This window comes from Marinobacterium jannaschii DSM 6295, assembly GCF_000620085.1.
GTDB classification, from domain to species: domain Bacteria; phylum Pseudomonadota; class Gammaproteobacteria; order Pseudomonadales; family Balneatricaceae; genus Pontibacterium; species Pontibacterium jannaschii.
Genome location: NZ_KK211065.1, coordinates 137698 through 153101, shown reverse-complemented (window position 1 = coordinate 153101; position 15404 = coordinate 137698). Strand labels below are relative to the sequence as shown.

Annotated in this window: 11 protein-coding genes; 10 read left to right on the top strand and 1 reads right to left on the bottom strand. The window is 54.9% G+C overall.

The genetic code is table 11. The features are described 5' to 3' along the window. Positions 1 to 7 precede the first annotated feature (7 nt). From Q354_RS0118515 to Q354_RS0118485, 7 genes are read left to right on the top strand one after another with little or no spacing between them, the layout of a single operon-like run. The gene (locus Q354_RS0118515) at positions 8 to 727 is read left to right on the top strand and encodes a substrate-binding periplasmic protein (protein WP_036230633.1); all 720 of its coding nucleotides are present in this window, start codon (positions 8 to 10) and stop codon (positions 725 to 727) included. 2 nt (positions 728 to 729) lie between these two features. Continuing rightward, positions 730 to 1647 (top strand): FHA domain-containing protein, encoded by a 918-nt coding sequence (locus tag Q354_RS0118510; RefSeq protein ID WP_027858901.1) that lies wholly within the window; start codon positions 730 to 732, stop codon positions 1645 to 1647. Further along, the gene (gene tssJ / locus Q354_RS0118505) at positions 1644 to 2156 is read left to right on the top strand and encodes a type VI secretion system lipoprotein TssJ (RefSeq protein WP_036230630.1); all 513 of its coding nucleotides are present in this window, start codon (positions 1644 to 1646) and stop codon (positions 2154 to 2156) included. The genes Q354_RS0118510 and tssJ overlap by 4 nt, the downstream gene beginning before the upstream one ends. Before the next feature lie 4 nt (positions 2157 to 2160). Continuing rightward, positions 2161 to 3492 carry a type VI secretion system baseplate subunit TssK gene (tssK, locus tag Q354_RS0118500; protein ID WP_027858899.1) on the top strand — a complete coding sequence of 444 codons (1332 nt, stop codon included), beginning with the start codon at positions 2161 to 2163 and terminating at the stop codon, positions 3490 to 3492. Positions 3493 to 3498: 6 nt separating this feature from the next. Beyond that, positions 3499 to 4734, top strand: a complete 1236-nt coding sequence (icmH, locus tag Q354_RS26455) for a type IVB secretion system protein IcmH/DotU (RefSeq protein ID WP_084332671.1) — start codon at positions 3499 to 3501, stop codon at positions 4732 to 4734. A 14-nt stretch (positions 4735 to 4748) separates the two neighbouring features. Further along, on the top strand, positions 4749 to 8228 hold the full coding sequence (tssM, locus tag Q354_RS26450; RefSeq protein WP_051560319.1) for a type VI secretion system membrane subunit TssM: 3480 nt from the start codon (positions 4749 to 4751) through the stop codon (positions 8226 to 8228). Next, positions 8229 to 8945 (top strand): protein kinase domain-containing protein, encoded by a 717-nt coding sequence (locus Q354_RS0118485; RefSeq protein ID WP_027858898.1) that lies wholly within the window; start codon positions 8229 to 8231, stop codon positions 8943 to 8945. A 99-nt stretch (positions 8946 to 9044) separates the two neighbouring features. Here the strand turns inward: Q354_RS0118485 and Q354_RS0118480 are convergent, their stop codons facing one another. Next, positions 9045 to 10793 carry a DUF6035 family protein gene (locus tag Q354_RS0118480; protein WP_027858897.1) on the bottom strand — a complete coding sequence of 583 codons (1749 nt, stop codon included), beginning with the start codon at positions 10791 to 10793 and terminating at the stop codon, positions 9045 to 9047. Positions 10794 to 11227: 434 nt separating this feature from the next. Here Q354_RS0118480 and Q354_RS0118475 point away from each other — a divergent pair, with 434 nt between their 5' ends. From Q354_RS0118475 to thrC, 3 genes are all read left to right on the top strand, one after another. Beyond that, positions 11228 to 12355: a GGDEF domain-containing protein gene (locus Q354_RS0118475; RefSeq protein WP_027858896.1), complete on the top strand. Its 1128-nt coding sequence runs from the start codon at positions 11228 to 11230 to the stop codon at positions 12353 to 12355. Between the two features lie 257 nt (positions 12356 to 12612). Next, positions 12613 to 13914 (top strand): homoserine dehydrogenase, encoded by a 1302-nt coding sequence (locus Q354_RS0118470; RefSeq protein WP_027858895.1) that lies wholly within the window; start codon positions 12613 to 12615, stop codon positions 13912 to 13914. 11 nt (positions 13915 to 13925) lie between these two features. Further along, entirely contained in the window at positions 13926 to 15317 is a 1392-nt protein-coding gene (gene thrC / locus Q354_RS0118465; RefSeq protein ID WP_027858894.1) for a threonine synthase, read from the top strand. Positions 15318 to 15404: the final 87 nt, after the last annotated feature.

The window sequence follows — 15404 nt, the reverse complement described above, 5'->3', positions numbered from 1 at the left end:
GGTGACCATGATCAGACTCCGCCGTAGACAGGGGCTGCCGCTGGCAGCCCTGAGTGGCCTCCTGCTGATGCTCAGTTTCCCGGCCCAGGCGCTGGAGCGGCTTAAGCTGGCGACCCAGCACTGGCCGCCCTACCAGACCCTGGAAGAGGGCAAGATGTCCGGTGTGGCGCTGGAGCGGGTGCAGTGCTCCCTGCGTCGCATGGGCCAGCCCTACGAGCTGCATATGATGCGCTGGGACAAGGCGCAGCTGCTGGTGGAGACCGGCGAGATGGATGGTTTCTTCTCTGGTTCCAGTAATGCTGCCCGCGGCCGTTACGCCCAGGCCTCGGTGCCGGTGATCAGCGAAGCGCTATCCTGGTTTGTGGCACCCGGCGTCAAGCTGGATATGGATGATGAGTCGGCCCGCTACCAGGCCCGTTACGGTGCCAAGTTCAATACCAGTAAATGGCTCTACCTGAAGAAAAACGGTTACAACGTGGTGAAGAAACCGCGTGATGCCGATGCACTGCTGCAGATGTTGTGGCAGGGGGATGTGGATGTGGCCCTGGAGTATGAACTGGTGCTTGAGCACTCAATGCATACACTGGGGATCCCGACTGACTACTTCCGCAGGGTACCGTTTCGCCGTCAGGACCTCAGCGTCCATTTCGGCAAGACATTCCTGACCCAGAACCCTAATTTCCTCAGCACCTTTAACCGGGCGCTGGAACGCTGCAAGAAGAGTTAACTATGTCCATAAGCTTACAGCTGGTTGAAGTCCCTCCGGACGAGCAGGTGATCAACCGCCAGGTGGCTCTGCCGGAAAGTGGCGGCACCATCGGCCGGGCCTATGACTGTACCCTGCAGCTGGCGGATTTTAACCGCCAGTTGTCACGGGTTCATGCTGAGATCGCGCCCGCGCAGGGCGGTGGTTATCAGGTGACGGATCGCAGTACCAACGGTGTCCATCACAACGGCAAGCTGTTGGGGCGAGGGCAGCACCAGCGCCTGCACGATGGAGATACCCTGAAACTGGGGAGCTACCTGCTGCTGGTGAGCGATATGAATAGCCTGTTCAGCGAGACAGATGACCCCTTTGCCGAAGATCAACCGGCAATGGCGAGCGAACCCCAGTTTGATACCGAAAACCTCCAGGCTCAGGAGTCCGGCTGGCCGCTGGAGGAGGTAGCGGCTGCGGCAGCTGACCTGACGCCAGAACCGCAATTCTCGCGCGAAAATGTGCTGGCGGATGACCGCTTCGGCTACGACCCGTTTGAAGATGAGTTGGAGATGCGCGACGAGGGGCCGGTGATGCGCAACGATATGGTCACCCTGGATCAGCCAGTGTCCGGCGATGCCCAGCTGCAACTGAATGAAGGCCTGAAACAGCTTAACCTGCTGATAGAACAGCAGCGCCGCCTGCAGGCCGAACCCTATGGCCATGAACAACTGATGGACTGCCTGCAGCGCACCCTGGATCGCTTTCTGGATGAGCTTGATCCCGGCCAGCTGGAGGAGAGTTTTGATGACTACATCTCCGGCTGGGGCAGCCGCGATAAGAAATACTGGAAGCTCTACCGCAAGCAGTTCAGCCGCAAGCTGGAGCGACGGGAGTTTCACCGCCAGTTTTCGGCACTGTTTGTGGAAGAGTTGCGGGGTAAGAAATGACGGCCGGACGATTCTTACCGCGCTGGCTGCTGGCGGGCCTGTTGCTGTTGGCGGTGGGCTGCTCCTCCTCCAACCAGAGCCCGGTCAGCGTGCCGTACAGCGTCAAAATCGGCGTCGAGCTGGCCGGGGATATCAATCCCTATGGCGATGGCAGCGCCCATCCGCTGGTGCTGCGCCTCTACCAGTTGACCGAGCTGGGTGGCTTCCAGAACGCAGAATTCCTCGACCTCTATAACGGTGACCGCAAGGTACTGAGCGACTCGCTGGTGGATGTGCTGAGTATCGGCCCATTAACACCGGATACTCAGCAGCAAGTGGCGGTGGAGCTACAGCGTGAAGCACGCTTTCTAGGCGTGATGGCCGAGTTTGCCGACTACAGCAATGCCAGTAGCAAGGCAGTGATTAAACTCAGCGACCAGCCTGCCAAGCAGGATATCTCGATTCGGGTAAGTGGGTTGCTGGTGTCGATTGTGGAACCACCTAAGCGCGCCTGGTGGCAAATTTTCTGAGGGAATGGCAGTGAGACGGCATCGTAAAGTAGTTTGGAACGAGGGGATGTTTATCGCCCCGCAGCACTTCCAGCAACAGGATCGTCACTTTCACCACTATGTGGAGCAGTACGCGGCCACCATGGGTAGTGGCCAGCGCTATGGCCTCAGTGGTTTACAGATCGACAGCGAACGGTTGAAAATCGGTAAGATCGCCGTGACCGCCTGTCGCGGCATCTTTCCGGACGGCAGCTTCTTCGAGAGCAACCAGGAACTGCTGCTGGATATCCCGGAAGGCACCCTGAACAAGCGTATCTTCCTCGCCCTGCCGATGGCAGTAGAGGGGGAGACCGATATCGGTGAACGGGCGGAAAACCGCCGTTACTACCGGGAGAGCGTCACCCTGTTTGATGCCAGCCAGGCGGGTAACAACGGTGTGGATACCGAAGTGGCACAGGTCAACGCCCGGCTGATGCTGGAAGGCGAGGATATTACCGGCCTGACGCTGATTCCGCTGGCGCGGATACTGGAGCGTCGCGAGAGCGGGGCACTGGTACTGGATCAGGGCTTTATCCCCGCCTGTATTCACTATGGCGCCTCAACCCTGCTCAGCGAGCGCCTTAAGGAACTGCAGGTGTTGGTGAGCGCCCGTGCCAGCATGGTGGTGCAGCGGATCAGTGCCGGTCAGGAACGAAAGAGCGAACAGACCATGATGCGCGAGTATCTCTGGTTACAGACGCTCAATCGCTGGATCCCCTGGCTCAGCACTACGCTGGAGAACCCCGCGACTGCCTGCGATGAGGTTTACCAGCGTCTGGCAACCCTCTCTGCCGAGTTGTGCAGCTTTGAACCGGCGGTTGCGGCCGAGCTGCCCCCGCTGCACAGCCATGATATGCAGGCTGCTTTCGCGCCATTATTCACCCGCCTGCGCGACCAGTTGTCACTGGTGCAGAGCGACAGCGTGCTGGAGTATGAGTGGGACAGCAGCCTGTTTGAAAAGCGCCGCCTGCTGCGTGCCGCGGTGGCGGATCTCCACCTGCTGGAGAATCACCGTTTTGTACTCTGTATCGAGTCCTCCATCGGTGCGGCCGCCCTGGCGCAACTGTTCCCGGCTGCGGCCAAACTCTGCGGCCTGAGCCAGATCGCTGAAGTGGTACGCAACGGTATGTCCGGTATCACCCTCAGCGCCCTGCCGGTGGCACCGACCGAGCTGAAACCCCGTGCCGATGTCTGCTATATCGAGATCGATACCCGCCACAGTTACTGGCAGGAGCTGCTGGAAAAACGGGAAGCACTGGCGCTGCATGTGGATGGACGCATCCCCGACCTTAAACTGAAGCTCTATGCCCTGGGATAAGTGTTGATGACAATGGATTATCTCGACGAGGCTACCATTGAGGTAGCCCAGCCGGGCGTTTCTGCCGGGGCTGCCGACAGCGGTCGCAGGCTCTGGCTGGAAGGCGCTGCGGCACTGAAAAACCGTAGCCGTGACCTGGAGCTGTTGCAGCAGTTCAGCAGTCATGAGAATCCGCTGATCAACGCCGGCAGTGAGCTGCTGGTACTTTGCGCCACTTTGTCGCGACTGCCAAGGCCGGATGACCTGCTGCGCTTCCGTCAGCAGCTGAAAGGCAATATTACCCAGCTGAAGCAGCAGGTGGCCCGGCTCGATTATCCCCCTTCGGTTGCCGACAAGAGCTGCTTCCTGTTCTGTATCGTGCTGGATGAGTTTATCCTTCACTGCGACTGGGGCGAGGACAGTGGCTGGGAGAACCAGACCCTGGTGGCTGAATTGTTCGGAATGCGTGACGGTGGCGAACAGTTCTATCAGGTTGCCAACAAAGCCCTGGCCCAGCCCAACCTGCTGCTCGACCTGCTGGAGCTGATCTACCTGTTTATGCGCATCGGTTTCCGGGGCCAGTATCGCCAGGGTAGCCGCGAGCGGCTAGAGCAGCTGCAACAGCAGATCGAAACCATCATCTTTCGCGCCCGGCCACCGGTGCCGTTTCAGGCCACCGAGCGTATCGAAGTGCCCGTCGCGGCAAAGCCTGCGCGTCCGGCCCGCTTTGTGCGTCAGTCACTGCTGTTTGTGCTGGCAGTCGGCCTGGTCTGGGGCGGCACCAGCTACTGGTATCAGAACACCTTCGACCAGCGCTCGCGTGATTTTGTCCGCCTGCCGGAGTTCAGTCAGACCTACCTTGGGGTGACCGATGTTAAAGAGGCGGTCTATCTCAGTACCGATGAGGAGATGCGCCTGGCTGCCCAAGCCTACGGTCGCCAGCAGGCGGCGCCTGCGGTTGTCAGGGCGGCGACGAAGCCAGCGCCGATCAAACCAGTGGCGACTGTGGTTGAACAACCTGCAGCAGTGGCTGCTGATCCGGCCCGCCCCTGGCGGGTACAATTGGGGACTTTCAGTCGAGCGCAGCTGGCGAGCGATTTTATTGCCCTGCACCGGCTTGATCGCTTCGAGGCAGAGATCGAACCCTGGCGGGATAAGTACCGTATTCTGACACGCTCGGCTGAGCGTTCAGAGGCGGTGGCAATATCAAAACAGGTGCGGGCCGAGGGGATCAGTGATGCCTTCGTGCTGCCGAAAGAGTAATACGGGGATCTTGCATGGAGGCACCTAAATTGCGGGTCTGGCCTTTTATTCTGTGCGCGCTGCTATTGGCTGCGCTGTCTGGTTTTTTCAGTTTCGAAGCGGGTTGGTGGGCGCTGACCCCGGCCTGGCAGCCGGTGCTGGCGGTCTTGCTGTCGCTGCTGTTTGGTGCCTTGCTGGTACTGCCGTTCTGGTTCTATTACCGCCATCGGAAGCTCAACCAGCCCTCCGAGGAGGAACTGGCGGCGCGGCGTCTGGCCGCGCTGCAGAAGCAGAAGCTGATACGTACCTTCGACCGACTCTGGCAGAGCCGCGCGCGCACTGATCGCGGCCCCTATGACACCCCCTGGTACCTGATGCTGGGCAATGGTCGTGCTGCAGAGGGCCTGCTGTTGCAGCAGATGGGCTTTGAAGCGGTGACCCTTGATGACAACGAAAGTGACAGCAACCGGGCAGAGCCGATCCGTTTCTGGAACAGCGACCGGGCCGTGTTGGTGACCATAGACGCCAGCGTGCAGGGTGAACGTTTCAGCAGTGCACTGGCAACCCTGCTGCAACGGCTGCTTGCCCGCCGTCCGCGACAGGCGGCCAATGGCATACTGGCGCTGGTGCCGGTCTCCCGGCTACTGAATGCCGAACAGGATCAGCTGGCCAAGGGCGCGCGCCGCCAGCGCCAGCTGTTGCGCGAGATCAGTAAGGGCCTGGGACTGAACCTGCCGGTTTACTCGGTGGTGACCGAGATGGCCGAGTTACGGGACTTCTGCCAGAGTTTTTCTACTATGGATGAGCACCGTCTGGAGGAGCCGTTCGGGGCGATGATGCCGGTGAAGCCACAGCCGGGCTTCGACCCGGAATGGTTCAGCCAGTCCTTTTCCCAGTTGCAGGCGCGACTGGCAGCCCAACTGACACCGGCTCTCAAGGCTCAGCTCAATGCTGATTACCGTGATTCGATCCTGCTCGGACCCTATCAGTTCGGCCTGCTGCAGACAGAGCTGGAAAGCTACTTCCACAGCCTGTTCGACGATAACCAGTTTGATGACCAGCGTTTTAACTTCCGTGGCTACTTCTTCGTCAATGCTGCGCCGGACAGCGCCCCGGTCGATCGCCTCAGCTTACTACTGGCATCGGAGCTGGGTTATGCCAGCGCTCCGGTCAGTGAACCTGCCGGGATGGGTCGCAGCCTGTTTGTGAAAAAGCTGCTGCGCCGGGATATCCTCGCTGAATCCGGGCTAGTGGGGGTGAATAAACGTCGCGAACGCAGCTATACCGCCCTGCGGATGCTGTTCAGCGGTGGTCTGGCGGTCTGCTTTGTGCTCTTTGTCTGGTTGCTGAAGGCCAACTTCGACTACTATCAGGCACTGGATAACCGCGCTGTGCAGATGCTGGATCGCTATAAGGAGAACCTGCTGGCCAGCCGTCCCAATCCGGATGAACTGGCGGCCCCGATCTTCAGCCTGTCCGAGTTACGTGATATCAGCCTGATCTACCAGGCAGAGACCCCCTGGTACGTGGTGTCCTGGCTACCGGACCCAGGTGTTGGCAAGGCGGCGCGTGTGGCTTACCAGCGCGAGCTGCAGGATCTGCTGCTGATCACCATGCGCGATTACCTCTATAAGGATCTCTACGTCTACAACAAGCTGGACGACAAGGTAAAAACCCTGGAGCTGTATAACCTGCAGCAGTTGCTCTACAGCAGCAAACGCAAGGATCCACAACCGCTGACCGACTACTATGTTGAGTCGCTGAAGGCGGAGGGCGAGGGGGATGTGGCGATGTTGCAGCGCTTCCGCCTGCTGCTGACTGACCTGTTCCGCAGCGGCGCCGTGCCGCCGCAGGATGACCAGGCCTTGATCCAGCTGGTGAAGGCCTCACTGTCGGCAGAGGACATCAGTGACCTGCTCTACAAACACATCATGCAGCAGCCGCAGTATGCCCGCCGGGTAGATATGCGCGGCAGCCTGGGACAGAGCTACCGCCAGCTGTTCGATTTCAGCCCCGGTTTCGGTGGCTATCTGGTGCCTTACGCCTTTACCCGCGAGGGTTTCCAGCAGCTGCTTAACGACACTGGTTTTGACCTGGCCAGCACCGCGATCCGTGATTACCAGGGCGTGATCGACCGCATCAGCGGCGAGGCGGAGCTGAACCGTATCAACCGAAAGCTGCGCCAGCGCTATACCGAGGAGTATATCGGCTACTGGCAACGCTTCGCCGCCAACACTGAGTGGGTAACGTTAACTGGCTGGGCCGATTCCGGCCAGCAGCTGGCGCTGGTGGCGGACCCGATCTTCTCGCCGCTGAAGCGTCTCTATAGCCAGATCGGCTATCACACAGAGCTGGCTGAACTTTTGACCGCGGTCGACGAGCCGGAGAAAGCTAAGAAGCAGCCTAAGGTGAAAGGCAAAGTTGGCGCCAAGGCCCAGGGCCAGTTGCAGGCCGAGCAGGCGGAACGCGAAGAGCACAAGAAGCTGGAACAGCTGCAGTCGCGGCAGAAGATGGTCGATGCGATCGCACTGCCGTTCAGCAACTACCACAAACTGGTGAAGCCGGACGATACCGGCCAGAGCCAGTTGGACCTGGTGACCCGTCAGGTTTCCCAGACCCTGGCCTGGCTGAAACTGGCCAATGGCGGTAAGTCCCGCGAGCAGTTCTTCCTCGACCAGCTGGCTGAAGTGGAGCTGGTAAACCCGCTGGCCCAGTTGTCGACCCTGGCGGACAGCTATGACGATCACCTGCTGCAGAGCTTCCTGCGCGGTAGCGCCGAGCACCTCAACCAGCTGGCGTTGGCCGATGTGCGTGAGCTGCTGAATAAACACTGGCATGAGGATGTGATCAGCTACTACGACAACCAGCTGGGTGCCTTCTATCCCTTCACGGCAAGTTCCGATCAGGATGTTAGCCTCAAGGCCTTTAAGGGCTTCTTCGGGCCTAAGGGGCGGATGAACACCTTTGTGGATAAGTTTATCGTCTACTTCAATGCCCGCGATAACAGCGACCCGGTACTGAACAGCTTCCTGCCGGGCCAGTTCCTGGCACTGGATGAGCGCTTCTGGAGTGGCCTGACCCAGACCTCGTCGATCCAGTCCACCTTCTTCACCGCCGAGAAGCTGGGGCTGAAGTTTGCCATCCGTGCCCAGTCGCTCAGCAGTGGCCTGACAGAATTTGCGCTGCGCAACGATATGCCGCTTTACCGCTACCGTAACGGCCCGTCGCTGTGGAAAACCCTCAGCTGGCCTGATACCGAAGTGCACAGCAAGGCACTGGAGATGCAGGTGAAAGGCAGCGACCGGGTACTTATCCACCAGGACTTCCCGGGGATCTGGAACTGGTTCCGCCTGGCCGAAGCCCTCAATGGCAGCGGTCTGCAGGAATCCACTACCAGCTCATTGGAAGCCAGCCGCGATGGTGAGTCGGCGCGCCTGCTGCTGCGGGTCGACGGCGACAGCAACCCGTTTATCAGCGGCTACTTCGCCCAGCTACAGTTGCCGGAGCAGATCTGATTGTCCGCCGGACACCCGCTGTTGTGGCAGCGGCTACAGTCGGAGTACCCGACTGAACCGCTGCTGCTACAGCCGGGTATCTGGCGCCTGCAACATCGCAGCGGCGAAAGCCATATCGCTAAAACCGCTGCCGATGGCAAAAGCTGTTTTTTCCTGAGCAACGAAGCGCACTGGCTACAGCGCTTAGAGGGCCTGCCCCTGCCTGAGCTGATCGACTATCAGCAGCAGGATCAGCAGGCCCTGCTGATCTACCGCGCCCTGCCAGGGGAAACCCTGTCCAGGCTGATCCGGCACAACCCCCAGCCCTTTGCAAACTATCCACAACTGATGGCCCAGTTAATCGCCTTAATACAGCAACTGCACCAGCAGGGTGTTATACACGCCGACCTGAAACCCAATAACCTGATTATCCACAACGGCCGCCCCTGGCTGATCGACCTCGCCAACGCCGCCAGCAACGGCAGCGCCATCGCTGAACGCCCCTACCGTGGCTACAGCCCCAGTTATTCACACCCCGACCTACAACAGGGCAGCGGCCACTATAGCCCGGACCTCGACCGTTTCAGCCTACTGGTTATCCTGCGCATCCTGATGGGCGGCGGCTGCCAGCGAGTGGCGGAATACTCAGGACAGGGGATTGAGCGGGTATTTATGCCCTGGATTGAGCGTGCGAAGCTGGATACTGGTGATAAGGCGTGGTTGATGCGTCTATATTAGACAAAGCATTTGCATCGAGTGAATTTGGTATAGAGTAATGATACTTCTGAACATGAGAGCTAACTGTACCACCTATTAAGGGGAGGCTGATCGTATTTATTATAAAATACTCTTAATCTCAGTTATTTGGCTTTCAAGTTTTGTGATCTGTATCTCAAGCTTATCAATAAATTTATTGTGCAGGCTTCTGTCGATTTTTATAGTGTTTTTAGAAATTGGCTCTAGGATTGGTAAATTAGGCATTGATAACCAAATTCCGGAGTGAATAGATCTGTTAAGACTGCTTGTAATATCATAAAAAAGCTTTTCGGCAGAAGCTTCTTCACGAAGACAGGATGTAACATAACCTAGAAACTCAGGGCAGGAAACTCTAAGTAAGTGTTTGTTTGGTCCATTTTCAAACTCTACACCATAGCAGAACCCCATAGACTTGTAGTCAATTAGTGAGTAGTGGCTAATAACGTTACTTAAATTGTTTCTGATATTTGGTGCTATTATGGATAATAGAGTTCTTTCTTTTTGTGATAAAAAGTAAGGTGAGGATTTTGCTTGTGTTACAGCTTGTCTAATAGATTTTAAATTTTTAACCTCACTCCAAATTTCAGATTTTTTTAACAGTAATTGATATGGGCCTATCCAATTAGGAAACTCCGTACATAGAAGGTTGGAAGCCCATTTCCAGTTTTGGGTTTTCCAATATAACTTCCCTGAGTATGCGCTATGCAAAAGTTTAACAATAGTGTCGTTTCCGAATTCGGAATGCCAGTTGATCATGTGCATTCTGAGTAAGATCCCTGATAGTTTGGACGTTTGGGGACCTGCTCCGTATTCATCAACAAGCTTTTCAGCTAATACTGGTATTACATCGGGTTTAATAATAAAATCACAGATGCGATTCCAACGATTCCAAAGATAGTCTTCCCTTGACATTAAACTGGTTTTGTCTGAGTCAGGCTCTTTAATGTGTGAAACTATCGGAGTGTTTTTTATTATGTTTTTTGAAAGGTTTTCTTCTTCTCTCTCTAAATCAACGACAAAAGCATGACCATTTCGATACTTTATATCTGAAAGTGTAGAAACCTGACTGACCCAGCTATACTTTATTCTGTTGTTTTCGATGAAAGGGTAGTTTATCCAGACTATTAAATGTATCTCGCCTTTTTCTCGACTTAGGTTTTCCATTTCCTCATTGAGAACAAAGAGGTGATCATGGTTTGTTACAGCTATGTCAATATGGCTTTGCTTTATAGTGGTGGGATCAAAAGAGGGTAGTATCCAAAGAATCCTGCCGAAACGTTCATAGAAATATTGTCTTGCAGCAATCATAGAGGCCATTTCAGTCGATACTTGCACCTCGAATGCAGTTATAAATCCACCTACTTCGGCTTGGACATCAGGTTGCCGCCATTCATTGTGATTTTTTAAACGGGATTCTATTTTTATACTTTCACTAGGTATGCTTAGGTCAATTCTAAGAAGTTTGGCAATAAGGTTTTTTAGCTCTGAGTGTTTCTTGCTCTCAAGTGCCCCTCTGTATATAAGTGCCCTTAGTGCTTCTATCGGAATTCCTAAACCACTTCGCTGGGGACAACTTTCTGATTCATGTGAGTTGGTTTTATAATGGCTAAGGAAGTAGGTTTTCTCTTTTTCAAGAGATTTTGCTTTTATGTATAAAGAGCCTTTGCAAAGAGAGCATCTAAGTAGTGCTGGTTCACCAGCTTCACGTAAGGATGTTATTTTCATCCGGAGACGTTGAATTTCTTTTTGAGAATGACTTTCAAAAAAAATTTCCGCGCTATCCTGTTGATAGATACCATTGTTGAATATCTCAATAGCTTGGATTAGCATGTTTTATCTTCCGTGATCTACAGTTTATATCCGAACAGCTCTAGGCGATACACGATATCACTGAAACTGTAGAAAGCAAGTCCTAAGCTCCATTACATGACGCTACACAAAACTCAACTGAAAGCTTAGCTTGTGACGAGAAACTAATTCAAACACGAATAGAAAATACACGTCGAAAAAGTCGACGATTTTCATCGTCAAACGACATCAGTGAAAAGTAATGGGACTTCCTTTAGCGTGCAGGTTGGGATGAGGAACGAATCCCAACAGGATATTTGAGTGAAGGTTTAAACCAAGTTCACTACTCGAGAAGACTTTAGTCTATTACCAAAGGGGAATGTTGTTGAGCGGGCCTTAACTATTTCCTTTCTGGTGTTGGTGGTGTGTAGTACAATTCGTGACCTTTAGTCTTGGTTGTCTACTGTAAGGTCGTTATGTCAGGTCAGTCTTTCCTTGATGATTTTGAAGTTTTCCCCTGGAGTGAGAACTTTGAAACCGGTGTTCGCGAGATCGATGAGCAGCATAAAAAACTGGTCGATTTGCTGAATAATCTGGCAAATGTCTTAACCCAGGAGGAACCAGGCGGAATTAATCAGGCCTTTGAAGAGCTGGCACAATATGCGGACTATCATTTTGCATCAGAGGAAGCGATCTGGTCTGAGAGCTTTAAGGATGATCCCTGGTTTGTCTCCCATCAGTCAGCCCACTCCTCTTTCCTGCCGCAAGTGCTGGAACTGCAGAAGAAAGACAAGCACAAGCCGTTTCACGTTGTTGTCGAAGATATCCTGAAGTTTCTGATCCGCTGGTTGGCGTTTCATATTATCGATGATGATAAGCGCCTTGCCGTTGCGATCGATGCGATGGCCTCTGGTAGTAGTCTGGAGGAAGCAAAGGCTATCGCCAATGGGGAGATGAACGATTCTGTCCGGGTTTTAATAGACACCATCATGATGATGTATGATCGGCTCTCCTCTCGTACCTTAAGTCTGATGCGCGAGAGACATGCCCGCCAGCGTGTAGAAGCGCAGTTGAGAGAGGTGAATAGAAGCCTCGAAAAGCTCACCATTACCGATCAGCTGACAGGGATCTATAACCGTCGCTATTTTGATAGCGTGATCAGTGATGAGTTAAAACAGATCTGTATCTACCAGAGCTCGCTCAATCTGATTCTGTTCGATATCGATTTCTTTAAGAAGCTCAATGATTGCTATGGCCACTCTTGTGGCGATGATGCGCTGCAGAAGGTAGGCCAGTTGCTCAATGCTATCTGCCACAACGAAGGTGATTATGCCTTTCGCCTTGGCGGTGAGGAGTTTGCGGTGATTTCCGTTGCTACCCCGGGCAAAGCCGAACTGATCTCGGGTGAGCAGGTCCGCCAGCAGATCGAGAGCCTGAAGGTCCCGAACAGGGACAGCGTCGTTTCAGACTTTATGACGGTATCTGTCGGTGAGCTGATTGTAGAACCGGCCAATCATCAGGATATCAGTGAATTGATGAAACGGGTCGATCAGCGTCTGTACACCGCAAAAAACAGTGGTCGGAACCGGGTTGTTGATTATTAGGAAACTGAGAACATACACCTGATCAACGGAAGCGTGTTGCTAATGCAGTCGCTGTTGCCTTTACCCCCTCTCAACCCTTGCCAACTGCTGCTGCACAGAAAACCGCCAAAGAGATAGCGGCTTTCCGCGGCTTGGGGCTATAATGGCCGACTATTTTATTTGAGCCCGCCGGGCGTAGGGTTTACAGGCCATCGAAAAGGGTCTGGGACTGTTTCGGGGGCTGGTCTGTGAGATTGACTATCAAGCGAGGTATTGGTTTGAAACCGGTAAAAGTTGGTATCTGTGGCCTCGGTACTGTCGGTGGCGGTACTTTTAATGTCCTGAAACGCAATGCGGATGAGATCACCCGCCGCGCAGGTCGCCATATTATTGTGGAAGAGATCGGTGCGCGCCGTGACAATCCGGCGATTGATACAAAAGGCACCCAGATTACCCGCGACATTTTTGCCGTCGCAACCAATCCTGAGATCGACATTGTTGTCGAGCTGATCGGTGGCTACGACGTGGCACGCGATCTGGTTCTGACTGCAATCGAGAACGGCAAGCACGTGGTTACCGCCAACAAGGCGCTGATCGCCGAGCACGGTAACGAGATCTTTGAAGCGGCTCAGAAGAAGAACGTGATGGTTGCGTTCGAAGCGGGTGTGGCTGGTGGTATCCCTATCATCAAGGCGATCCGTGAAGGTCTGTCTGCCAACAAGATCAACTGGCTGGCGGGCATCATTAATGGTACCGGTAACTTCATCCTGACTGAGATGAAAGAGAAAGGCCGTGACTTCGATGATGTGCTGAAAGAAGCCCAGGAACTGGGTTACGCCGAAGCCGATCCGACTTTCGATGTTGAAGGTATCGATGCGGCGCACAAGCTGACCATCCTGTCTTCTATCGCTTTTGGTATCCCGCTGCAGTTCAACAAGGCGTACACCGAAGGGATCAGCAAGATCACCACTGAAGATGTGCAGTACGCCGAAGAGCTGGGCTACCGCATCAAGCACCTGGGCGTAAGCCGTCGCACAGAGCAGGGCGTAGAGCTGCGTGTTCACCCGACCCTGATCCCTGAAAAGGCGCTGCTGGCGAACGTAAACGGCGTTATGAATGCCGTTGTGGTTGATGGCGATGCTGTTGGCCAGACCCTGTACTACGGTGCCGGCGCTGGCGCTGAGCCGACCGCTTCTGCCGTGGTGGCTGATATCGTTGACGTGGTGCGCACGATGACCGCTGACCGTGATAACCGTGTACCGCACCTGGCCTTCCAGCCGGGCAGCCTGTCCGATCACCCGGTACTGCCGGTTGAACAGACTGAAACCGCTTACTACCTGCGTATGCAGGCGCTGGAGCAGCCGGGTGTACTGGCCAAGATCACCAGCATCCTGGGTGAGAAGGGTATCAACATCGAAGCGATCATCCAGAAAGAGACCAGCGAAGAGCAGGTTCCTGTCATCATCCTGACCCAGACTGTTCAGGAGCAGAAGATGAATGAAGCGATTGCCGAGATCGAAGCCTTTGAAGGCATCTCCGGCAGCGTGACCCGTATCCGTGTTGAGCACCTGGACGGCTAAGGAGTCCTGACGTGAAATATATTTCTACCCGGGGCGAAGCCCCGGTTCTGAATTTTGAAGAAGTGCTGCTGGCCGGTCTGGCCAGCGATGGTGGTCTCTATGTTCCTGAAGAGCTGCCGACTTTCAGTAAGGACGAGATCGCATCCTGGGCCGGCCTGGAATACAACGAGCTGGCTTACAAGATCATCGCTCCGTTCGTATCTGACTGTGTCGATGCCGATGATCTGAAGAAGATGATCGACGAGACCTATGCCGGTTTTAACCACACTGCGGTTGCCCCGCTGAAAGAGCTGGGCACCAACGAGTGGGTACTGGAGCTGTTCCACGGCCCGACCCTGGCATTCAAGGATTTCGCCCTGCAGCTGCTGGGCCGCCTGATGGACTACGCCCTGGCCAAGCGCAACGAGCGTCTGGTGATCATGGGTGCGACTTCCGGCGATACCGGTTCTGCCGCGATCGAAGGCTGCCGTCACAGCGATCACCTGGATATCTTTATCCTGCATCCGTACAACCGCGTGTCTGAAGTTCAGCGTCGCCAGATGACGACCATCCTGGAAGACAACGTTTTCAACATCGCGCTGGAAGGCAACTTCGATGATTGCCAGCAGATGGTTAAAGACAGCTTCGCCAACCAGGAATTCCTCAATGGCATGAAGCTGGGTGCGGTAAACAGCATCAACTGGGCACGTATCATGTCCCAGATCGTTTACTACTTCTCTGCGTCCCTGGCGCTGGGTGGTCCGCACCGTGAAGTGAGCTTCTCCGTACCGACCGGTAACTTCGGCGACATCTTCGCCGGTTACCTGGCCAAGCAGATGGGGCTGCCGATCAAACAGCTGGTGGTTGCCACGAACCGCAACGATATCCTGCACCGGGTGATCAGCGGCAACGATATGTCCAAGGGCACTTTGGAGCACACGCTGTCTCCATCCATGGACATCATGGTTTCCTCCAACTTCGAGCGTCTGTTGTTTGATGTTTACGGCCGTAACGGTGCTGAGATCTCCGATCTGATGGATCGCTTCAAGTCTGAGTCCGTACAGCTGGATGGCCCGCGTTGGGAGAAAGTCCGTGAGCTGTTCGACAGCCTGGCGGTTGACGATGAAACGACGGTTGCCGTGATCAAGCAGGTTGAAGCCGAAACCGGTTACCTGCTGGATCCACATACCGCGATTGGTGTTAAGGCTGGCCGCGAATGTAACCGTGACCCGTCTGTACCGATGATCACCCTGGCGACTGCGCATCCGGTGAAGTTCCCTGAGCCGGTGGTTCAGGCCGGACTGGAAAGCCCACAGCTGCCAAGCCATATGACCGACCTGTTTGAGCGCGAAGAGCGCCTCGAGGTTCTGGCCAACGACCTGCCAACCGTGCAGAGTTATATCGCCGGCCACGTGCATAAGTAAGCAGGACGCATAACTCGAAAAGGCCCGAATCTTCGGGCCTTTTTTGTATCAGAACCTTGAAACCTTGCCGCGAGCCGAGACCGTATC

Excerpts from the sequence above, each read along its gene's own strand:
- icmH (WP_084332671.1), top strand. The coding sequence starts at position 3,499 with ATGACAATGGATTATCTCGACGAGGCTACCATTGAGGTAGCCCAGCCG.
- tssK (WP_027858899.1), top strand. The coding sequence starts at position 2,161 with ATGGCAGTGAGACGGCATCGTAAAGTAGTTTGGAACGAGGGGATGTTT.
- tssM (WP_051560319.1), top strand. The coding sequence starts at position 4,749 with ATGGAGGCACCTAAATTGCGGGTCTGGCCTTTTATTCTGTGCGCGCTG.
- Q354_RS0118480 (WP_027858897.1), bottom strand. The coding sequence starts at position 10,793 with ATGCTAATCCAAGCTATTGAGATATTCAACAATGGTATCTATCAACAG.
- Q354_RS0118475 (WP_027858896.1), top strand. The coding sequence starts at position 11,228 with ATGTCAGGTCAGTCTTTCCTTGATGATTTTGAAGTTTTCCCCTGGAGT.
- Q354_RS0118510 (WP_027858901.1), top strand. The coding sequence starts at position 730 with ATGTCCATAAGCTTACAGCTGGTTGAAGTCCCTCCGGACGAGCAGGTG.
- Q354_RS0118515 (WP_036230633.1), top strand. The coding sequence starts at position 8 with ATGATCAGACTCCGCCGTAGACAGGGGCTGCCGCTGGCAGCCCTGAGT.
- tssJ (WP_036230630.1), top strand. The coding sequence starts at position 1,644 with ATGACGGCCGGACGATTCTTACCGCGCTGGCTGCTGGCGGGCCTGTTG.